This is a genomic window from Bradyrhizobium sp. BWA-3-5 (genome assembly GCF_032917985.1).
Taxonomy (GTDB): Bacteria; Pseudomonadota; Alphaproteobacteria; order Rhizobiales; family Xanthobacteraceae; genus Bradyrhizobium.
This window is the reverse complement of the sequence record NZ_CP136626.1, coordinates 308,431-328,225: the sequence shown is the minus strand read 5'-3', so window position 1 is coordinate 328,225 and position 19,795 is coordinate 308,431. Positions and strand designations below refer to the sequence as shown.

The 19,795-nt window shown below is 63.8% G+C and carries 19 protein-coding genes; 8 read left to right on the top strand and 11 right to left on the bottom strand.

Annotation, left to right across the window (positions count from 1 at the left end; translation table 11 throughout):
* Positions 1–116 precede the first annotated feature (116 nt).
* Entirely contained in the window at positions 117–1,061 is a 945-nt protein-coding gene (locus RX331_RS38655) for a hypothetical protein (protein ID WP_410708076.1), read from the bottom strand.
* 134 nt (positions 1,062–1,195) lie between these two features.
* Between RX331_RS38655 and RX331_RS38650 the strand changes: the two genes are divergently transcribed.
* Entirely contained in the window at positions 1,196–2,131 is a 936-nt protein-coding gene (locus tag RX331_RS38650; RefSeq protein WP_410708075.1) for an OmpA family protein, read from the top strand.
* Between the two features lie 54 nt (positions 2,132–2,185).
* On the opposite strand, the gene RX331_RS01540 is transcribed toward RX331_RS38650, so the two are convergent.
* Positions 2,186–3,142, bottom strand: a complete 957-nt coding sequence (locus tag RX331_RS01540; protein WP_317254915.1) for a homocysteine S-methyltransferase family protein — start codon at positions 3,140–3,142, stop codon at positions 2,186–2,188.
* 222 nt (positions 3,143–3,364) lie between these two features.
* Here RX331_RS01540 and RX331_RS01535 point away from each other — a divergent pair, with 222 nt between their 5' ends.
* The gene (locus tag RX331_RS01535) at positions 3,365–3,976 is read left to right on the top strand and encodes a TetR/AcrR family transcriptional regulator (RefSeq protein WP_317254914.1); all 612 of its coding nucleotides are present in this window, start codon (positions 3,365–3,367) and stop codon (positions 3,974–3,976) included.
* 144 nt (positions 3,977–4,120) lie between these two features.
* Here the strand turns inward: RX331_RS01535 and argG are convergent, their stop codons facing one another.
* From argG to RX331_RS01505, 6 genes are all read right to left on the bottom strand, one after another.
* Complete coding sequence (gene argG, locus RX331_RS01530; RefSeq protein WP_317254913.1) at positions 4,121–5,458, bottom strand: argininosuccinate synthase; 1,338 nt, start codon at positions 5,456–5,458, stop codon at positions 4,121–4,123.
* A gap of 113 nt (positions 5,459–5,571) precedes the next feature.
* A complete protein-coding gene (locus RX331_RS01525) occupies positions 5,572–6,333 on the bottom strand; it encodes a phosphatase PAP2 family protein (protein WP_317254912.1) in 762 nt (253 codons plus the stop codon).
* 44 nt (positions 6,334–6,377) lie between these two features.
* Positions 6,378–6,863 carry a hypothetical protein gene (locus tag RX331_RS01520; RefSeq protein WP_317254911.1) on the bottom strand — a complete coding sequence of 162 codons (486 nt, stop codon included), beginning with the start codon at positions 6,861–6,863 and terminating at the stop codon, positions 6,378–6,380.
* Between the two features lie 117 nt (positions 6,864–6,980).
* Positions 6,981–8,180 (bottom strand): 23S rRNA (adenine(2503)-C(2))-methyltransferase RlmN, encoded by a 1,200-nt coding sequence (gene rlmN / locus RX331_RS01515; protein ID WP_317254910.1) that lies wholly within the window; start codon positions 8,178–8,180, stop codon positions 6,981–6,983.
* Positions 8,181–8,382: 202 nt separating this feature from the next.
* Positions 8,383–9,006, bottom strand: a complete 624-nt coding sequence (locus tag RX331_RS01510; protein WP_317254909.1) for an invasion associated locus B family protein — start codon at positions 9,004–9,006, stop codon at positions 8,383–8,385.
* Between the two features lie 198 nt (positions 9,007–9,204).
* The gene (locus tag RX331_RS01505; RefSeq protein ID WP_317254908.1) at positions 9,205–10,044 is read right to left on the bottom strand and encodes an SDR family oxidoreductase; all 840 of its coding nucleotides are present in this window, start codon (positions 10,042–10,044) and stop codon (positions 9,205–9,207) included.
* Positions 10,045–10,161: 117 nt separating this feature from the next.
* On the opposite strand from RX331_RS01505, the gene RX331_RS01500 reads away from it, so the two are divergent.
* The 3 genes from RX331_RS01500 (at position 10,162) to RX331_RS01490 (ending at position 13,923) form a co-directional block, all read left to right on the top strand.
* The gene (locus RX331_RS01500) at positions 10,162–11,136 is read left to right on the top strand and encodes an NADPH:quinone oxidoreductase family protein (protein ID WP_317254907.1); all 975 of its coding nucleotides are present in this window, start codon (positions 10,162–10,164) and stop codon (positions 11,134–11,136) included.
* Between the two features lie 345 nt (positions 11,137–11,481).
* Entirely contained in the window at positions 11,482–12,576 is a 1,095-nt protein-coding gene (locus tag RX331_RS01495) for a hypothetical protein (RefSeq protein WP_317254906.1), read from the top strand.
* Positions 12,577–12,741: 165 nt separating this feature from the next.
* Positions 12,742–13,923: a TAXI family TRAP transporter solute-binding subunit gene (locus tag RX331_RS01490; RefSeq protein ID WP_317254905.1), complete on the top strand. Its 1,182-nt coding sequence runs from the start codon at positions 12,742–12,744 to the stop codon at positions 13,921–13,923.
* Positions 13,924–13,996: 73 nt separating this feature from the next.
* Here RX331_RS01490 and RX331_RS01485 read toward each other — a convergent pair whose 3' ends face one another.
* Together RX331_RS01485 and RX331_RS01480 are read right to left on the bottom strand one after the other, a co-directional pair.
* The gene (locus RX331_RS01485; RefSeq protein WP_317254904.1) at positions 13,997–14,383 is read right to left on the bottom strand and encodes a YkvA family protein; all 387 of its coding nucleotides are present in this window, start codon (positions 14,381–14,383) and stop codon (positions 13,997–13,999) included.
* A 142-nt stretch (positions 14,384–14,525) separates the two neighbouring features.
* Entirely contained in the window at positions 14,526–14,831 is a 306-nt protein-coding gene (locus RX331_RS01480; RefSeq protein WP_317254903.1) for a 4a-hydroxytetrahydrobiopterin dehydratase, read from the bottom strand.
* A gap of 216 nt (positions 14,832–15,047) precedes the next feature.
* Between RX331_RS01480 and RX331_RS01475 the strand changes: the two genes are divergently transcribed.
* Positions 15,048–16,442 carry a TAXI family TRAP transporter solute-binding subunit gene (locus RX331_RS01475; protein ID WP_317258355.1) on the top strand — a complete coding sequence of 465 codons (1,395 nt, stop codon included), beginning with the start codon at positions 15,048–15,050 and terminating at the stop codon, positions 16,440–16,442.
* A gap of 90 nt (positions 16,443–16,532) precedes the next feature.
* Positions 16,533–18,119, top strand: coding sequence for an alkaline phosphatase D family protein (locus RX331_RS01470; RefSeq protein WP_317254902.1), 1,587 nt, complete (start codon positions 16,533–16,535; stop codon positions 18,117–18,119).
* A 22-nt stretch (positions 18,120–18,141) separates the two neighbouring features.
* On the opposite strand, the gene RX331_RS01465 is transcribed toward RX331_RS01470, so the two are convergent.
* Positions 18,142–18,522: a response regulator gene (locus tag RX331_RS01465; RefSeq protein WP_317254901.1), complete on the bottom strand. Its 381-nt coding sequence runs from the start codon at positions 18,520–18,522 to the stop codon at positions 18,142–18,144.
* Positions 18,523–18,729: 207 nt separating this feature from the next.
* Between RX331_RS01465 and RX331_RS01460 the strand changes: the two genes are divergently transcribed.
* Entirely contained in the window at positions 18,730–19,485 is a 756-nt protein-coding gene (locus tag RX331_RS01460) for a Crp/Fnr family transcriptional regulator (protein ID WP_317254900.1), read from the top strand.
* Positions 19,486–19,795: the final 310 nt, after the last annotated feature.

Below are 19,795 nucleotides of genomic sequence, written 5' to 3'. Positions count from 1 at the left end.
TCGACCATTTGTAGACCGCCACAATCCGGCCTAATGATGAGCCGCTCATCGACCAACTGACATGTCAATGAGGGCCCTTCCGTTGCTGTCAGGCCTATCTTCGGGGACCAAGGATATCATGACAAACCTCCGCATCCTGCTGCTCGCCACAACCGCCTTGACGACGCAGTTCGCGACTTCCGCATCGCATGCGCAGACCGCTCCACTTGTCGTGGCGCAAGCCAAGGAGGACGACCGGCCCAGGGGCGGCCAGCCACCACAGAAGGGTGCGCCGCCACCTGCTGCGGCACCGAAGGCACCTGCGCCCCCGCCTCCGGCCGCGGCTCCGCCACGTCCAGCCGCACCACCGCCGCCGCCACCGGCAGCCGCTCCGCCGCGTCCGGCCGCGCCGCCGCCACCTCCGCCTGCCGCGGCTCCGCCACGTCCAACCCCGCCACCGCCGCCGCCCGCGGCCGCACCGAGGGCAGCGCCCCCGCCGCCTCCGCCACCCCCTGCGGCTGCACCGAAGGCACCGGCAACGCCTCCGCCGCCGCCTGCGGCCGCGCCTTCGCGCCCGACACCGCCGCCGCCTCCCCCGCCGGCAGCAGCGCCCACCGCGCCGAGGCAGCCTGCGGCACCGCCTCCGCCACCGCCGCCGCCTTCATCGCAGAAAGGGACGCCCTCGCCTGTGCCGCCGCCCCCGCCGGCTGGCGCCAAGCAGCCGCCGGCGCCCGCGGCCACATCAACTCCGACGACCACGCCTCCGCCCGGCGGAAGCACAGCCGCGCCGCCACGTCCCGGCGCAACGCCCACCACACCGACTGCACCGGCTCCGACGACCACGCCTCCACCCGGCGGAAGCACCGCCGCACCGCCGCGGCCCGCCGCAACGCCCACCACGCCGCCGGCCGCGGGCACGCCGACAACGCCGCCCCCGGCTGCGGGTCGTCCTGGCGCGCCGCCTCCGGGCGCACCTGGCGGAACGGCTGCGCCCGCGCCGACGACCAGCCCCGCACCGGGCGCCGCCGCGCCGAGTGTCGTCCCGGGCTCGGCAGCCGCAGCGCCACCGCCTGGCAGGGCACAATTCGCTCCGCCGACGGTTGCACCCGCGTTCCGGGCCGCACCCACGGTCACGACGCCACTACCGCCACCGCCACAGCCACGGCGTGAAAACCTGACGCCACTCGCGATCGGCGCAGGTGTCGTCGCAGGCGCCGTGGCCGGCGCGACCATCGCCAACATGCACAGCCAGCGACGGGAGGTCACCGAGGGCGGCCGCACGGTCTACTATGAGCCGGACCGCGTCATCATCCGTGACCCGAGCGGACAGCAATACGTCCGCGGCAACGATCTCTATCGCTTCCGCTATGGTGCGCGCGACATCCAGACCCAGACCGTCGGCGGCGAAACCCGCACCGTCGTGGTCCGGCCGGATGGCAGCCAGATCATCACCGTGGTCGGCAATGACGGGCGGCTGCTGCGCCGCATCCGCCGCGACGACCGTGGCCGTGAGATCATCATCATCGACAACAGCTACCGCGATCCGCAAGCCGTCGGCGGCTTCTATGTCGATCTGCCGCCGCCGGTGGTCAACATGCCGTACGACCGCTACATCGTCGCCGCGGACGAAGCACCCCCGGAGGTGATCTACGAAACCCTGAGGGCGCCGCCGGTGCAACGGATCAACCGGCGCTACTCGCTGGACGAAATCCGCTACAGCCCCAATGTGCGGATGCAGATGCCGAGCATCGACGTCAACTCCATCAACTTCGCGACCGGTTCGTGGGAGATCCCGCCGGACCAGGCGGCGAAGCTGCAGGTGATCGCCGACGGCCTGAACCAGGCGATCCAGGCCAACCCGCGCGCCGTGTTCCTGATCGAAGGTCACACCGACAAGGTGGGCTCCGACGTCGACAATCTGTCGCTGTCGGACCGCCGCGCGGAATCCGCCGCAACGCTGCTGACGCAGCAGTTCAACGTGCCGGCAGAGAACCTGACCTCGCAGGGTTATGGCGAGCAGTATCCGAAGGAGCAGACGGACGGACCGAGCGCGATCAACCGGCGCGTCACAATCCGCAACATCACGCCGCTGCTCAACGGCGGACAGGCCTCGCTGCCGCCGCCCCCGGCTGGTACCGCACCGCCGCGCTGATCTGTGCTGTCATGAAATGAAAATGGCCGGGAGCAATCCCGGCCATTTTTTGCATCAGGCGCTGAGCGCGCTCGGCGGCACACACGCTTCGCAAATGGCGGCGGCGTGCCTATGATCGGTGCCGCAGCAGCCGCCGAGAATGCGCATCTTCGGGAATGCACTTCTCAGCGCAACGTAGCGCCGTCCGAGATCGGCCGGGTCGCCTGCATCGAGCGTTTCGGATTCATCGAGTTCGGCATGGCTCTTTGTCGAGGCGTTCGCCCTGATGCCATGGATACGCTCCGTCCAGGCTTCGTCTACCCTCAACGCATCTTCGAAATGCGTGGGATGCGCACAGTTGATCAGGAAGTATTCGGGCGCCCGATCGGTCTCGCGATCCACCGTCTCGATCGCCTCGCGCAGGGTTTCTCCTTTCACAAGGAGACCGTCGGTCTCCACCGTGAACGAGATCGCCGCCGGAATGCCTTGCTTGCGCGCCGCCCGCGCAATGCCGACCGCCTCATTGACGCTGTTGAGCGTATAGGCGGTGACCATATCGGCGCCGCCCTCGGCGAAGGCTGCAATCTGCGCGCGGTGATAGTCTTCGGCTTCCGCAGCATCCATGTTCCCGGCCTTGTAGCCGTCCCCGCGCGGCCCGATGGCGCCGCTGATCACGCAAGGCGCGCCCGGCCGCTCCCAACCGGCGCGCAATTCCTCCAGGAATGCAATCGAACGGACATTAACCGCGTTCAGTGCTGATGCGTCATAGCCGAGCTTGGCGCCCCAGTCCGGATTGGCGCGCCAGGTCGGGCTATCGAGCACGAAGCCGGTGCCATGTTTGCGAGCGACCGAAAGATAGGCCGCGTAATACTGCCGCAGTTTCTCCCGCCCTTCGGCGTTGTCGAGCAGAACGAAGGCCGCAAAGTGCGGCAGCTCCACGCCTTCATGGAAGATCAGCGTGGTTTCCATGCCGCCGTCGGTGAGAAAAATGCCGCCGCGGCGCTGCGGCAGGGCGTCTCGGTATTTGGCCATTTCAACATCTCCATGAAAAGGACTTCGATACGTCTCGCCCGCATCGATCGGTCCCGCGATGTTGGTGCCTCATAGTGTCGCGGCGGCCTAGACGGCTCGTGGTGCGGCTGAACCAGAAAACGCAAAGTGATACAAACTCAAACGGTTGCGGATTGAGCCGCCGGACCGCTGCGCCTTGAGTGTGGAGAAAACCGTACCGTGAGTACAGTTATGGAACCGCGGATGAGCAAGGGCGTGGCGACGCGCGAACGCATTCTCGAAATCGCGGAGGCGGCCGTTCTCGCCAAGGGATTTGGCGCGACCTCGATCGAGGAGGTCATCGCCGAGGCCGGCCTGACCAAGAGCGGCTTCTTCTATCATTTCAAGGACAAGAACGCGCTCGCACGCGAGATGCTCCGCCGCTATGTCGCGACCAATGATCATCTGTTCGACGAGATCTTCGCCCGCGGCCGCGCGCTTTCCGACGATCCGCTGCAGGCGTTCCTGATTTCACTGAAGCTGCTCGCCGAGACGATGGCCGATCTGCCGAGCGGCCATCCCGGCTGCCTGATCGCCAGCATCTGCTATCAGGAGCGGCTGTTCGATCGCGAGGTGCGCGAACTGACTGCGCAATCCGTGCGAAACTGGAATGCGCGCTTCCGCAAAATTCTCGACGGCATCGCGACTGTGTATCCGCCGAGAGAACCAGTCGATCTCGATGACGTCGCCGACATGCTGTCCTGCATCGTCGACGGCGCCATCATCATGTCCAAGACGTTGAATGATCCGAAAAGGCTGGAGCGGCAGATCATGCTGTTCCGCACCCTCGTCAAGCTGACCTTCGCGCCGAACTAAGCCGCCGCCCCGGCGAAGGCCGGGGCTCATAACCAAAAATGGTTATTGTTGAGCGAAGGCCGTCAACCAGCGGGTTTTGACAATGCCCGCCGCGGCGTATGGGTCCCGGCCTTCGCCGGGACCACCACTCAATGATCCGCTCAGCTAGCCCTTGTCGCTATCAAGCTTGGGGATGTACGCGCCCTCTCCGGCCGACAGCAAACCTGTCTTGGTATAGAGATTGAGTTTGGCCCGCGTGTCGGCGATGTCGAGGTTGCGCATGGTGAGCTGGCCGATGCGGTCGGCCGGCGTGAACGCGGCGTCCTCGACCTTCTCCATAGAGAGCCGCTCCGGCTGATAGGTCAGGTTCGGGCTCTCGGTATTGAGGAGCGAGTAGTCGTTGCCCCGGCGCAGCTCCACCGTGACCTCGCCGGTGACGGCACGCGCGACCCAGCGCTGGGCGGTCTCGCGCAGCATCAGCGCCTGCGAATCGAACCAGCGCCCCTGATAGAGCAGCCGGCCGAGCCGCATGCCGTTGATGCGATACTGCTCGATCGTGTCCTCGTTGTGGATGCCGGTGACGAGGCGCTCATAGGCGATGTGCAACAGCGCCATGCCGGGCGCTTCGTAGATGCCGCGGCTCTTGGCCTCGATGATGCGGTTCTCGATCTGGTCGCTCATGCCGAGGCCATGCCGGCCGCCGATCGCATTGGCCTCGAGGAACAGTGCGACCGGATCGGTGAACGTCTGGCCGTTCAGCGCGACCGGCTGGCCCTCCTCGAACCGCACCACGACCTGCTCGGCCTTCACAGTGCAGTCGTCGCGCCAGAACGGCACGCCCATGATCGGGTTGACGATCTTGATGCCGCTATCGAGCTGCTCGAGATCCTTGGCCTCGTGGGTTGCGCCCAGGATATTGCTGTCGGTCGAGTAGGCCTTTTCGGCGCTCATCTTGTAGGCGAAACCGTTGGCGGTCATGAATGCCGACATTTCCGCGCGGCCGCCGAGCTCGTCGATGAAGAGCTGGTCGAGCCAGGGCTTGTAGATCCGCAAGCTCGGATTGGTCAAAAGGCCGTAGCGATAGAACCGCTCGATGTCGTTGCCCTTGTAGGTCGAGCCGTCGCCCCAGATGTTGACGCCGTCCTCCTTCATCGCGGCGACCAGCATCGTGCCGGTCACGGCACGGCCGAGCGGGGTAGTGTTGAAATAGGCGATGCCGCCGGTCGAGACATGGAAGGCGCCGGACTGAATCGCGGCGATACCTTCGTGGACCAGCTGCGTGCGGCAATCCACCAGGCGCGCCTTCTCGGCGCCGAACTCCATCGCCTTGCGCGGAATCTCGTCGTAATCAGCCTCGTCGGGCTGGCCGAGATTGGCGGTATAGGCAAAGACCTTTGCGCCCTTCTGCTGCATCCAGAGCAGCGCCGCGCTGGTGTCGAGGCCGCCTGAGAAAGCGATGCCGACTTTTTCCCCCTTGGGCAGGCTTTTCAGAATCGTACTCATGAAGTTTCCAATCGGTCGAAATGGCGGACTGCCGGTTGCGGCTTTGGGGGCGCGAATAACAAATTTCGCAGCTTGGAGCACGCGATTAATGGCGCCGGGCGGCCGGGACGGGGTTACCCCGCCGGACGTCCACGCCAGCGCTGCCACAGGCGATAGCCGGGGGACCCCCATCGCTCCAGTGCGCCCTCGATCTGCGCGTCCGTGAGCCGCGTCGATGGCCAGCGGTAAATCCAGGCATAGGTCAGCCAGATCACGAAAAAGCTGACGAGGCCGGCGGCAGCGACGTCGGTGAAGAAATGTCCACCGAACGCCATGCGAAGCCCGCTCGTGACCACCCCGAACAAGGTCGCCGCCACATAGGCCAGCGGCCGCCATGCCGGCGGGGTCAGGGCCGCGGGCGCGTAGGTCCAGAACGCGGTGGCGCCTTCGCCGGAGAAGAACGAGCAGTTGCGCCCGCACTCGCCGCGCGGATCCCACCATGGCACGAATTTCCAGGGACCGTTGAACTCCGTCACCACCACCGGCCGCGGCCGGCCCCAATAGCTCTTGAAGGTCAGGTTGGTCAGCACGACGGCAGAGAGCAGGATCGTGACCAATAGAAACACCGCTGCCCGCCCCGGCACCAGCATCGGCCGATCCGGCCGCAGCAATTTGCCGACGATGGCAAACAGCGCCGGCAGCGCCAGCGCCCAGGCGACCCACATCGCACCGTCGCGCGCGAAAGCATAAAACCCATTTTGTTTCGAAGGAAACGAGGCGCTTGCTGGATCGTAAAACAATGCCGCCAATTTCAGGTCGAGTTCGGGAAATATCCCGAACAGCAGTCCGATGACGAGCGAGAGGCTGAGCGCAATGACAAGTCCGGTCCGGTTCATGGCGCGGGGTTTAGCCGAGGCGAAAGAAACAGGGAAGCGTCACGTCAGCGAACGGACTGCGATGGCAAGGGCGGCGGTGGCCGCAGCGGCGGCCGCGGCTCGCGCCAGGCGCCGGCGGTGCGGCCGGCGATCATCCAGTAGACAAGGCCGGCCACGATGCCTGCACCGGTCATGATCTCGAGATGCCGGCGGATGATGCCATCGAACTGGAGCGTCTCGGTATCGAACGGGATCAGGCCGAGATAGCAGGCCGCGCCGACGATCGCGCCGCCCACCGCATAGGCTAGCACGCTACGAATATAAAAGGCTTCCGTGATCAGGACCACGACCAACGCCGGCAGCAGCGCAAAGCCGGAAAGAAAGATGAAGCCGAAGCCGAGCAGGACATTGACCGCGCTCTGGTCGATCATGCCGCCGTCGAGATCGCTGATTTCAGGGTAGAGCACCGCGCCGACCACGATCATTCCCGCCACGAAGCAGGCGGCGAGAAACGCGAACAGGATGACGAAGATGCGGCCGAATAGCGCCATGGTTACCTCGTCATTGCGAGGAGCGAAGCGACGAAGCAATCCATCTTTGCCCGTGTTGAGGCATGGATTGCTTCGCTTCGCTCGCAATGACGAACTGCATGCCGTCCGCCTTCATACTCAATCCGTCATCGCCATGGCGCGCAGCGCCTGGCGCTCGCGGGCGGAGAGCTTTTCCGTCTCCGACTTCAACTGGCCGCAGGCGGCGAGGATGTCGCGGCCGCGCGGGGTGCGCACCGGCGAGGAATAGCCGGCGTTGAAGATGTATTCGGAGAACTTTTCGATCTGCTCCCAGTCCGAGCACTCGTAAGCCGTGCCCGGCCACGGATTGAACGGGATCAGGTTGATCTTGGCCGGAATGCCCTTGAGCAGCTTCACCAAGAGCTTAGCGTCGTCGAGGGAATCGTTGACGCCCTTCAGCATGACATATTCAAACGTGATGCGGCGCGCGTTCGACGAGCCTGGATAGTCGCGGCAGGCCTGCAGCAGCTCGGCGATCGGATAGTTCCGGTTCAGGGGCACCAGCTCGTTGCGCAATTCGTCGCGCACGGCATGCAGCGAGATCGCCAGCATGACGCCGATCTCCTTGCCGGTGCGGATGATGTTCGGCACCACGCCCGAGGTCGACAGCGTGATGCGGCGGCGGGAAATGCCGATGCCTTCATTATCGGCGACAATCAACAGCGCATCGCGCACCGCGTCGAAATTGTAGAGCGGCTCACCCATGCCCATCATGACGATGTTGGTGACGAGCCGGCCGCCACCCGGCGTGTCGCGATCGGCCCAGTCATTAAGACGGTCGCGCGCCACCATGACCTGGCCGACGATCTCGCCGGCGGTCAGGTTGCGCACCAGCCGCTGCGTGCCGGTGTGGCAGAACGAGCAGTTCAGCGTGCAGCCAACCTGCGAGGAGACGCAGAGCGTGCCGCGATCGGTTTCGGGAATGTAGACGCACTCGACCTCATGCGCCTTCTGCAGCGCATCGCCGCTCGGCAGGCGCAACAGCCATTTGCGGGTGCCGTCGCTGGAAATCTGCTCGGCGACCACTTCCGGGCGATCGACGGTAAAATGCTGTTCCAACTCGGCGCGCATGTCCTTGGAGACGCTGGTCATCTCGGCGAAGCTCTTGGCGCCGCGAAAATACATCCAGTGCCAGAGTTGCTGCGTGCGCATCTTGCGCTGCGCCGGCGCGACGCCGATCTCGCCGAGACGGTCGGCAATCTCGGCGCGCGACAGCCCGATCAGCGACGGCTTTGCCGGCGGCACGTAGGTTTCGAGCGGAACCTTCTCCAGCGGCACCACGGAAGGTGAAAGCGTCATTGATTCACACGAGTCGGTTGTAGCGGAGCATAGGATGGGCAAAGCGACCTGTCCGCCGTAGCTCGGCGAGCGAAGGCGGAAGCGTGCCCACCAAACATCAAGACGGTGGGCACGGCGCTGTGCGCCTTTACCCACCCTACGAAGTCACTCAAATAGGCCTTCCAGGGCCTGCAAACAACGGCATTTTGAGCTAAAAAGCGACCTAGCGCTTGCAATCCTGCGCCAGGCGGTCGAGCGCCTGGGACAGCCCCTTCAGCGAGAAGACGTCGGTGGTCTCGGTGCCCTTGGCCGACACGCCCTTGACAACCACTTCGGCCGACTTGCGCATGGCGCTGACCATCTGCTCTTCCTCCGCCGCGTTCTTGATCCAGAGGCCGTCGCCCTGGGTATACATCGCATAGGACGCGCCGCCGACCTCGAGCACGGATTCAGAGCCAGGCTTCAGCGCGTAGCCGATCATGATCGAGACTTCGTTGAAGACCCTCTCCGCCGGACGCGTCGAGACGAACGCATAGGCCGGATCGCGCGGGCGGTTCGGCGGATTGGTTTTCGATGACGATGGCTTAGCCAGCGCGAAGCAGACCTTTCGGCCGTTCGGCGTCGCCGTGTAGGCGCCCCAGGTGCCATACTGCCCGATCAAGGTCGGCTCGGCGCCACCCGCAGCGGCCGTCGCCGCCGGTTCCGGCTTCTTTGCGGCCGGTGCAGGTGAAGGTGCCGCCTTGGCAGCGTCTTTGGCGTTCTTCGGAGCAGGGCCCTGTGCTTGCGCGATGGTTGCCACCCCACACAGCGCCGCAACAGCAACCAGAAATGTCGGTATTCGCAACACGGACAACTGGTTCCCTTATCATTGTGACTGGAAGATGGCCCGAGGGCGCATCGCGCTGCGGGGGATGGATAGCCGGGAAATGGTTTTTTGGGAAGGCAGTTACATCGTCGTCACCGGGGCGGCGACGCTTCGTCCCAGGCCCCTTCAGCGAATCAAAACACGCTCGCTTTGTGTCAAGCGCCAGCGTCAACTCTTACATTAGCTCTTGGACCTTCGCTCGCGCTGCTGTTGCCACTGCGCATCGGTCCATTGCAGGAGATCCTCCGCGCCGGAAGTGCGTAAGTGCGCGCCGCCATCCTGCACCACCATCTCGCCATTGATGTAACCGGCCTGATCGGAAATCAGAAAGCTGGCGAGGTTCGCAAGCTCGCTATGCTCGCCGGCACGGCCGAGCGGATTGCGCTCCGCCCAGCTTGCATCGCGGCCCTCGGGACGGAGCTGTCCCGACGCGCCGGGTGTCGGAAACGCGCCCGGTGCGATCGCCACCGTGCGCACGCCTTTCGGTCCCCACTCCACCGCCAGGCTCTTGGTCATCGCGAGCACGGCGGATTTCGCCATCGCCGACGGCACCGTGAAAGCGCGCCCGGTGATGGTCGAGGTCGAGAGAATGCTGAGCACCACGCCCTTGTGCCTGCCGTCGATCCAGCGCCGGCCCGCCGCAAGCGTGCAGTACATCGCGCCGTGCAGTGTCGGCGCCAGGATCGCATCCGCCGCGCGCGGCGACAGATGCTCGGTCTGCGCGATGAAGGTCGCGGCGGCGTTGTTGACCAGCACGTCGATCGGCGCCGTGCGCCAGATCTCGTCCATCATGGCCTCGACCGCGGCGCCGTCGCGGATGTCGCAACCGATCACACTGGCCTTGCCGCCGAGCTCGCCGCGCACCCGCGCGGCCGTCGCCTCAAGCACCTCCAGCCGGCGGCCGCAGATGATCAGCTCGGCGCCGAGCTCGACGAAGCGATGTCCCATCGCGGCGCCAAGCCCGGAGCCGCCGCCGGTGACCAATATCCGCTTTCCTGCCAGCAAGCCCCTTTCAAACATCGTTTGAATCCTCTTGAACCACCATGACGTTATGCCTTCTGAATTGGATTGTAGCCCGGCTTCAAATCCGGCATGAAGCAGCCAGCCTTTATTGACGGTCCGAAATCAGGTGCGCCCATGAAAGCCATTCTCTGCTCGCAATATTGCCAACCCGACGATCTCGTGCTGGCTGATGTGCCCGATCCGGTCGCTGAGCCCGGACAGGCCGTGATCGCGATCAAGGCCGCGGCGCTGAATTTCTTCGACATCCTGATGATCCAGGGCAAGTACCAGATCAAGCCGCCGTTCCCGTTCTCGCCGGCCGCGGAAGTCGCCGGCGTGATCGAAAGCGTCGGCGCCGGGGTCACCGACCTCAAGGTCGGCGATCGCGTGGTGGCGTCCTGCGGCCATAACGGCGCGCGCGAGAAGATTGCGCTGCCTGCCGCTTCAGTTGTGAAAATTCCCGACAATCTGGACTTCGATCGCGCCGCCGGGATCATCGTCATCTACGGCACCGCTCTGCATGCGCTGGAAGACCGCGCCAGCCCGAAGCCGGGCGAGACGCTCGCGGTGCTCGGCGCGGCTGGCGGCACCGGCCTTGCGGCCTGCGAGCTCGGCAAACTCATGGGCTTGAAGGTGATCGCCTGCGCGTCGTCGGACGAGAAGCTCGAATTCGCCAAGGCGCACGGCGCCGAGCTGACGCTGAACTACAGCAAGGAAGACCTTAAAGAGGGCCTGCGCCGGCTCACCGGCGGCAAGGGCGCGGACATCATCTTCGATCCGGTCGGCGGCAGCTACGCCGAAGCTGCCTTGCGCTCGATCGCATGGGAAGGCCGCTTTCTGGTGATCGGCTTTGCCGCCGGCGACATCCCCAAGATGCCGCTCAACCTCGCACTGCTCAAAGGTTGCGATATCAGAGGCGTGTTCTGGGGCGCATGGACCAGGGTCAATCCGGAGAAGAACCGCGCCAATCTGGAAAAGCTGGTGAAGTGGACCGCGGAAGGCAAAATCTCCTCCCATGTCGACCGCACCTTCCCGCTGGCGCAAACCGCCGAAGCGCTGAAAGTGCTCGCCGGTCGCAAGGCCATGGGCAAGGTGATCCTGCACCCCTGAACTGGGTTCCATCATTCGCCATATTTGCTCAATGATGGCGCGCCGCGGCGGCGAAACGGCCACGCCACGGGCGCAGGCGGCCGCAAGCCTCGCATTTTGTTCCGAAAATCGCTCTCACAAGATATTTTCTCCGTAATAATACGTGTTTTGAAAGCCCCCCATACCGCTTGTTGGCCTTAATCATACCAAAAAATTTCCTAATTCGGAGCGCCGACCGTCGTTTTTTGAACCCAATCTGTGTGCGACCTTAGGGGTGGTGAAGGGGCTCCTGTACATCAACAAGAGCAATAAGAAATCGGTACGGGGGACGCCCGTTGTAGCGTTCAGTAGTGGGGAAGCATCATCATGGCGGAGAATAACAGGCCGGTTCAGGCAAGAGATCCGTTTGACAGATTCGACGAAGCCATCAGCGATCCGCGGCTGTATGAGGCCGAGCAATCTCGATACGAGCAACTCCGGTACGAGGCGCAGCCGCGGTATGAGCCGCAAACGCGTTTTGACGATCCCCAGTACGACCAGCCCTTTGCGCTGTCGTTCGAGCGGACGGAGGTGTTGCCGGAAGAACTGCCGCCGCACGAGGAAGTGCCGCTTTTCCTCTCCAATTACGAGGAAGAATCCCACCAGCAGCTTTCGGAATACACGTTCGGCAGCGGCAGGTTTGGCAGCGGGGGCGGGCTGAGGAAGCCGCGCGCCGGCCGCATCATCACCGGTGTCGCAGTGGTATCGGCGGTCGCGGCCGTTCTCGCCTTGTTTTCCATTGATTCAACGCGCGCCGTGATCTTCAACGCCTCACTCGGCGGCAGCGGTGGTGGCGGCAGCGCGCCGCCGCCGGCCCAGCTCGCCGCAGCGGTTCCGGAGCCCGGAGAGATGCCTGCGCGCGTTGCCGCGCCGCCGATCGCCGCGGAGCCGACCGGAGCCGAGATGGCAGCCGCCCGCCGCACCCCGGCGAACGCGATGGCCTCAGCCTCGCCGACGCGCGACGAAATTGCCGCCGCCTATCAGACCGCGATGAAGGGCAAGGTTGCAGTGCCTGAGCCAGCGGCGCGCGAGGCGTCCCGCGACATCGTCGCTGCGATTAATCCGGCGCCCGCGGTTGCTGCTGTTGCACCGGTGGTTCGCGAACCCGCGCCAGCCCCGCGTGAGGCGGCGCCTCCGATCCGGCGCATCGATCCGGACGAACTGGCGGCGCTGCTCAATCGGGCGAAGAACCTGCTCTCGATCGGCGACATTACCTCCGCCCGGCTGCTGCTCGAACGCGCGGCAGACGCACAGGAGCCGGAAGCCGCCCTAATGCTTGCGGGAACCTATGACCCGCAGGTGCTCGGCAGCCAGGACCTGCGTAGCGTCACCCCCGACCCCGCGGCAGCGAAGGTCTGGTACCAGAAGGCCGCTCAGATGGGCTCGACCGATGCCAAGCGGAGGCTTGGCCAGCTGAACTAGAGCATGATCGGGAAGAGTGTGAACCGGTTTTAGAGTGTGAACCGGTGTTCCGAAAAGATCATGCTGAAGCAAAGACCTGAAGCGCGATGACGATTCATCCGAATCCCATCGCATTTAGGCCGATACTGACGAAATTACTTTTGACCAGCGCAAACAGAGGAACCCATGCGTCATTTACTGGGAATGGCATTGCTCGCCATGACAGTGGCATGCAGCAATACGGCGGCTAAGGCCGCAGAGACGGAATACGATCCGGCCAAGGTCAGCGAAAGCCTGAAGGCCATTTTTCAGTTCGGCTCAGTCGCCACCAAGCAGGCGCTGAACGCCAATACAGTCACACTGATCTCCGGAACGATCGGCGGCACCTATGTGCAGTTCGGTGCCGACCTCGCTTCCGTGCTCGACGATGGCAACAAGTTGCGCGTACTCCCCATCGTCGGGCGCGGCTCTGTGCAGAGCGTGGCCGACATCCTGTTCCTGCAGGGCGTCGACCTCGGCATCGTGCGCGCAGATACGCTCGACTATCTCGAGAAGAAGGGCTTCGCCAAGGACATCAAGAAGCAATTCACCTATGTCACGAAGCTCTACAATGAAGAGATGTATGTTCTGGCGCCGAAATCGGTGACCAACATCAATCAACTCAACGGCAAGAAGGTCAGCGTCGACCTTCCCAACGGCGGCACCTTCGTGACGGCGGCTGTGGTATTCGAGCGGCTCGGCATCAAGCCGAACTTCCTCTACATCGAGCAGCGCATCGCGATGGAGAAGATGCGGGCCGGCGAGATCGACGCGGTCATCGCGGTCGGCGGCAAGCCGTACAAGTCCGTCGCAGCTTTCAAGGACGACCGCTTCCATATGGTTCCGGTCGACTATTCAAAGCCGCTGCAGGGCGACTATCTGCCTGCGGTACTGACGTCGAAGGATTATCCCAACCTAATCGCGGAAGGAGCGAAGGTCGATACCATTGCTGTGCCTGCGGTGCTCGCGGCCTACAACTGGGCGCCCAACACCGACCGCTACCGCAAGCTCGCTCAGTTCGTGGACGCCTTCTTCACGAAGTTTCCGACGTTCCAGAACCCGCCCTTCCATCCGAAGTGGAAGGAAGTGTCGCTGTCGGCGCCGTTGCCGGACTGGCAGCGCCTGCCGGTCGCCGAGCAATGGCTCAAGAGCCACAACGTTGAGGCGGTGTCACGCGCGAGGTTCGATGAATTCCTGAAGCAGAGCCCGACGACCGCGGCGAGCGTCAAATCGGATGCGGATAGGGAAGCGCTGTTCAGGCAATTCCAAGCCTGGGAAGCCGAGCGAGGCGCAAGGGCGCAGGCTCCTAACACGCCGACGCAGCGTTAAGACTACGAAATTCAAAAGCCCCGTGCCGAGCGCTTCGGAACGGGGCTTTTTGCGTTTGCCGATGCGGCGCCGGCTAGTCCTCCGCTGCAGCGGCATCGATCCCGCGCTTGAGCGCGGCGCGGGCGGCCTCGCGATGCTCCGGCGTGATGTGACCGGCAACCATGCGGATGGCGGTTGCCAGCACGGCGGCATCGTCGGTAAAGCCGAGCAGCGGCAGCATGTCGGGCATGAAGTCGAACGGCAGGATGAAATAGGCAACGGCGCCGAGCAGCGACGCCTGAACATGGCGCGGCGTCTCCTTGTCGAAGGCGCAGTAATAGGCCGCGAGCAGGTCCTCGGCGAACGGAAGCTGCGCCACAACCTGCTTGAACTTGATCCAGAAACGCCGGCGTACGCTCTCGCGGTCCTGCGCCAGGCGGTCGGCCGGCTCGAAACCCGCGGTGTGATCGGACGATGCCATTGCGGCGCTCCCTGAAGGACCCGGCGTGGATGCCGCAGTCTCCGCTTCCATTGCGCTCGTCATGCGAACCGCTTCGCGTCGGAACGCTCGGTGGAACAATTGGGGATGTCCCGTCCACAGCGCAAGTATCTGAGACGTCCACTCAGGCGACGCCGAGCTGCCGCGCAATGGCGTTCATGGCCTTGGCGAGATCGATGTCGCGCCCGGTCACACCGCCGGCGTCATGGGTCGCCAGCACCACCTCCACCGTCTTGTACACGTTCTTCCATTCCGGGTGATGGTCATTCTTTTCCGCCACCAGCGCGGCGCGCGACATGAAACCGAACGCTTCGTTGAAATCCTTGAAGGTGAAGGTTCGCGTGATCGCCTCGCGTCCCGGCGTCTCGGCCCAGCCGGAAAGTTCCGCCAATGCCGATTTCCGCGCCTCTGCCGACAGCCGCTCCGCCATGTTCGTCTCCCGTTTCAGACCCCCCAACCCTAACACCGAAGGCCGCGCCGGGGATCCGCGCTCAAAACAGGCCGTGGCCGGTAACCATGACGGAGATGTAATAATGGATAAGCGGGAAATTTTGCTAGGCTAACCGCATCAAGGCGTGCCGCCGGCGTGGAACTGCACCTCAAACGATCTCAGGGATTGATGAGCGACGGCCCTCTCGTTTCGGAAATGCCGGCCCCACCCTCGCCCCGCTCAGCGAAACGACGGCTGACATTCATCACGCTGGCTGGCGTACTGGCCATCATCGGCGCACTGGCCGCAGGCTATTACTTTGCCATGCGGCCGGTGACCTTGCGGATCGCCGTCGGCCCTGCCAACAGCGATGATCTCAAGGTCGTGCAGAACCTGGCGCAGGCGTTCAACAACCAGCACAACAGTCTGGTCCGGCTGCGACCGGTGCAAACCGATGGCGCGCTCGCGAGCGCCAACCTGCTCGGCGATAGCAAGGTCGATCTCGCCATCATCCGCGGTGACCTCGAGGTGCCGAGGAATGCGCAGGCGGTGGCGACGCTGCGCAAGAACGTCGTGGTGCTGTGGGTCGCCTCGGCCAGCAAGACCAGGGGCAAGAAGGCCACAGCCGGCATCACGAAAATCGCCCAGCTGGCCGGACGACGCATCGCCGTCGTCGGCCGCACCCAGGCCAATGTGAATCTGCTCAAGGTGATCCTGCGGCAATATGGCGTCGATCCCGCAACCGTCGACATCGTCCAGTTCCCCGCCAACGAGGCCGCCGACGCCATTCGTAACCAGAAGGCGGATGCCTATCTTTCAGCCGGGCCGGTCAACAGCAAGATCACCGCAGACGCCATTGCCGCATCTGTGCGGGACGGCCGCCCTCCGAAATTCCTTGCGATCGATTCGGCCGAGGCGATTGCGCAGAATTTTCCTGCCTACGAGGCCTCCGAGATTCCGGCCGGAGCTTTTGGTAGCGCGCCGGGGCGACCCGAGGAAGAGGTCAAGACGATCAGTTTTGCGCACCACATCGTGGCGCGCCGGGGCATTGCGGAATCGACCATCGCAATCTTTACCCGACAGTTGTTTGCGATCCGCCAGAACTTGAAGAGCGAGTTTCCGCTGGCCGCCAAGATCGAAACGCCGGATACCGACAAGGACGCCACCATCCCGGTCCATCCTGGCGCCGCCGCCTTCGTCGACGGCGAGGAAAAAACCTTCCTCGACCGCTATAGCGATTACATCTGGTGGGCCTTGATGGCGCTGTCGGCGATGGGCTCCGCCGGCGCCTGGTTCGCCGGCTATCTCAAGAAGGACGATCGCCGCGTCAACACTTCGCAGCGCGACCGGCTGCTCGACATGCTCACCGCCGCCCGCCAATGCGATTCGATGGACGAGCTCGACCAGATGCAGGCGGAAGCGGACGCCATTCTGCGCGACACGCTGCAATGTTTCGAGCACGGCGCGATCGAGGAAGGCACGCTGACCGCGTTCAATATCGCGATCGAGCAGTTCCACAACGCGGTCGCCGACCGCAAGGCGCTGCTGCTCAGCATGCCGCAGAACCTGCAACGGGCGAGCGCGCAATTTCGCGCCGCCGGCAACGCCTGATCTGCGAATCCGGTAATCGGGCCGTCATAAATTCCCTCTAGGTCTGACGGTGCTATCATGGCATCCGCGCCTGATCCGGAAGAGGCCCGCATGACGTTCAGAATCCACCGCAGCACGTCCCGCCATGGCCTCCGTGGAATTTCGCGGCGGCGCTTCCTCGCCACCACGGGCGCCGGCGCGGTCGGCCTCATCGCAACGCCCTATCTCAGCCGCGCCGCCGACCGGCCGGTTGTGACATCGGGCGTACAGTCTGGTGATGTGAGCATGGACAGCGGCGTGGTGTGGTCACGCGCCGACCGTCCCTCGCAAATGCTGGTCGAGGTCTCCACCACCGAATCGTTTGCCAAGGTCCGCGCCCTGCCGCCGATCGCGGCGCTGCCCGAAAGCGACTTCACGGCCAAAATGCTGCTGGAGAATCTTCCGGCGGGCCAGGACATCTTCTATCGCGTGAAATTCCGCGACCTGTCGCATCCGGAAATACTCAGCGAACCGGTGGTCGGCCGCTTCCGCACCGCGCCCGCCGACCGGCGGGACATCAATTTCGTCTGGGGCGGCGATGTCGCGGGGCAAGGCTGGGGCATCAATGCCGATGACGGCGGCATGCTGACCTTCGCCACCATGCGCAAGCATCGCCCGGATTTCTTCCTGCACTCCGGCGATACCATCTATGCCGATGGTCCGCTGAAGCCGGAGGTGACACTGGCCGACGGCAAGGTCTGGAAGAACCTCACGACATCAGAAAAAGCCAAAGTGGCCGAGACGCTTGACGAATTTCGCGGCGCGCACAAATACAACTTCCTCGACGATAATCTGCGCGCCTTCAATGCGGAAGTACCGGTCTTCGTGCAGTGGGACGACCACGAGGTCGTCAACAACTGGTCGGCATCGAAAGAACTTCCCGCCGCCTACAAGGTGCGCGACATTCACCTGCTCGCCGCAAGAGCCAAGCGCGCCTTCCATGAAATGTATCCGACGCGCGAGAGCCTCGTGGAGCCCGGCCGGATCTACTGCAACATCAACTATGGTCCGCATCTCGACGTGTTCATCCTCGACGAGCGCAGCTACCGCGCGCCGAACGGAGCGAACCAGCAGACCGAGTACGGCCCCGATGCGTATTTTCTAGGCCCCGAGCAGCTCGCCTGGCTGAAGCGCGCTTTGCTCAATTCGCGCGCCACCTGGAAGGTGATCGCGTCAGACATGCCGCTTTCCATCATCGTCTATGACGATGCGCCTAACAAAAAGGGCTCGGAAGCTGTCGCGCAAGGCGACGGCCCGCCGCGCGGCCGGGAGTTGGAGATCGCCGACCTCCTGCGCTTCATCAAGACATCCGGTGTCGTCAATACGGTGTGGCTGACGGCGGACGTGCACTACGCCGCCGCGCATTACTACAATCCCGATAAGGCGCAGTTTGCCGAATTCGACCCGTTCTGGGAGTTCGTTGCCGGCCCGCTGCACGCCGGCACATTTGGTCCGAACGAACTCGATAACACGTTCGGTCCCGAAGTGAAGTTCATGAAGGCGCCGGGGCCCGGCAAGCAGAACCTGCCGCCATCGGCCGGCATGCAGTTCTTCGGCCATGTCCGGATCGACGGCGCCAGCGGGCAGATGACCGTGACCTTGCGCGACCGCACCGACGTTGCGTTGTGGTCGACGACGCTTGAGCCGAAACCCCTCTAGGGCCTTCGGCGGCCGCTGCCGTTCAGGCCGCGCTGCCGCGGTTCTGCAACAATGCCCGCAGCGCATCGGTCGAACAGGGCTTCGGCAGCCGCGGCATGGTCGCGAATGCTGTCGGCAGCGTCGCATCGGCGCCGTAGCCGGTGACGAAGGCAAACGGAATCTGAAGCGCCTCAAGCCGCTCGGCGACGGCAAAACTCTTCTCGCGAATGAGCCCGACATCGAGCAGCGCGAATTGCGGCGGCCTATCTTCAATCAGCTCGAGTGCCTTGGCCACGGTGGCGGCGATCCGCACCGACTTCACACCGAAACCGCGGATCGTGTCTTCGAAATCGAGGGCGATGATCGGGTCGTCTTCGACGACCAGGACGTCAATTGGCATGCCGTCATGGGAGGCGGGGTCCATGTCTCGCAAGTTCCAAGTCTGAAGCTTGTTTCGGAGATCCGGGCCGAGGTCCCGGAAATTTCGGCTGAGGGCTGACGCCTTATACGAAGCGCATCCGCCGGTTCCGGAACTGAAACCACCACACGAACGTTCTACCGTCTGTCCACTTGTGCACATATCGCAGGAGGCAAACCGATTATTGTCGCTCGGAGGGACAAGGGAACTTTCATGCTCACGCGACAGAACGGCACGGCCGGAGAGCGGCCGTTCAATAATCTGCTGCGCCGTTTGAATGATGCCGATTACGCTCTAATCGCTCCGCACCTGGTAGCGGCCGACAGCGGTCCGAATGATTTGCTCTACAGCCCCGGCGACAATGTCGAGACGGTGCATTTTCCCTGCGGTCCCAGCCTCGTCTCCTACATGGTCGCCAACGAGGACGGACGCGACGTCGAAACCATTTTGATCGGACGAGAGGGCGCCGTCGGCGGCATCGTCAGCCAGGGCAATCTGCCGGCCTATACCCGCATCATCGTGAAGTTCGCAGGCCCCTTCGTTCGGCTACCGGTGAGCAAGCTCGATGCCGCGAAGGCCCGGTCGCGCACGCTGAGCAATATCTTTGCGCGCTACGCAGATTGCCTGCTGGCGCAGATTTTCCAATCTACCGCCTGCAATGCGATCCATTCGATCGAGCAGCGCACGGCCAAATGGATCATTTCGGCGATGGAGCGCACCGACGACGGGGACAGCGTGCCGCTTACGCATGAGCAGTTGGCGACCTTGCTCGGCGTCGGCCGCTCCTACACCAGCCGGGTGATCCAGACCTTCAAGGCGGAGGGCACCCTGGAGACCCGGCGCGGCTCGATCCTGATCCGCAACGCGGAAATGCTGCGAAACCGCTCCTGTCGCTGCAACGAGGCCGTGAAAGGCCATTTTGAGGAGGTTTTGCGGGGAATCTATCCCGACCCCGGCAGGGGCAACTAGGACGCACTGGCCCAAATCGGCTAACCAAATGCCAAACAAACCATTGTTTTTTGGCGTTTTCTGAATATATTGCGCCGCAACGCGTAAGGTGTGCCCGGTCCTTTTGGCCGGGCTTCCTTTTTGGGGGGAAAGCGCCCCGGAGCATGATCCGGATAACCGGGTCCCGGTTTTCTGAACAGGTCATGCTCAAACAGAAGACATGGAGCTGGATGACGATTCGAAGAAGCGTCATCACGCGCCAGTATTCCAGGATTTGAGCAGCGCGATTCGGAACAGTGGATCCCGGCTTTCCGGTGAGATCGCGCGTCCA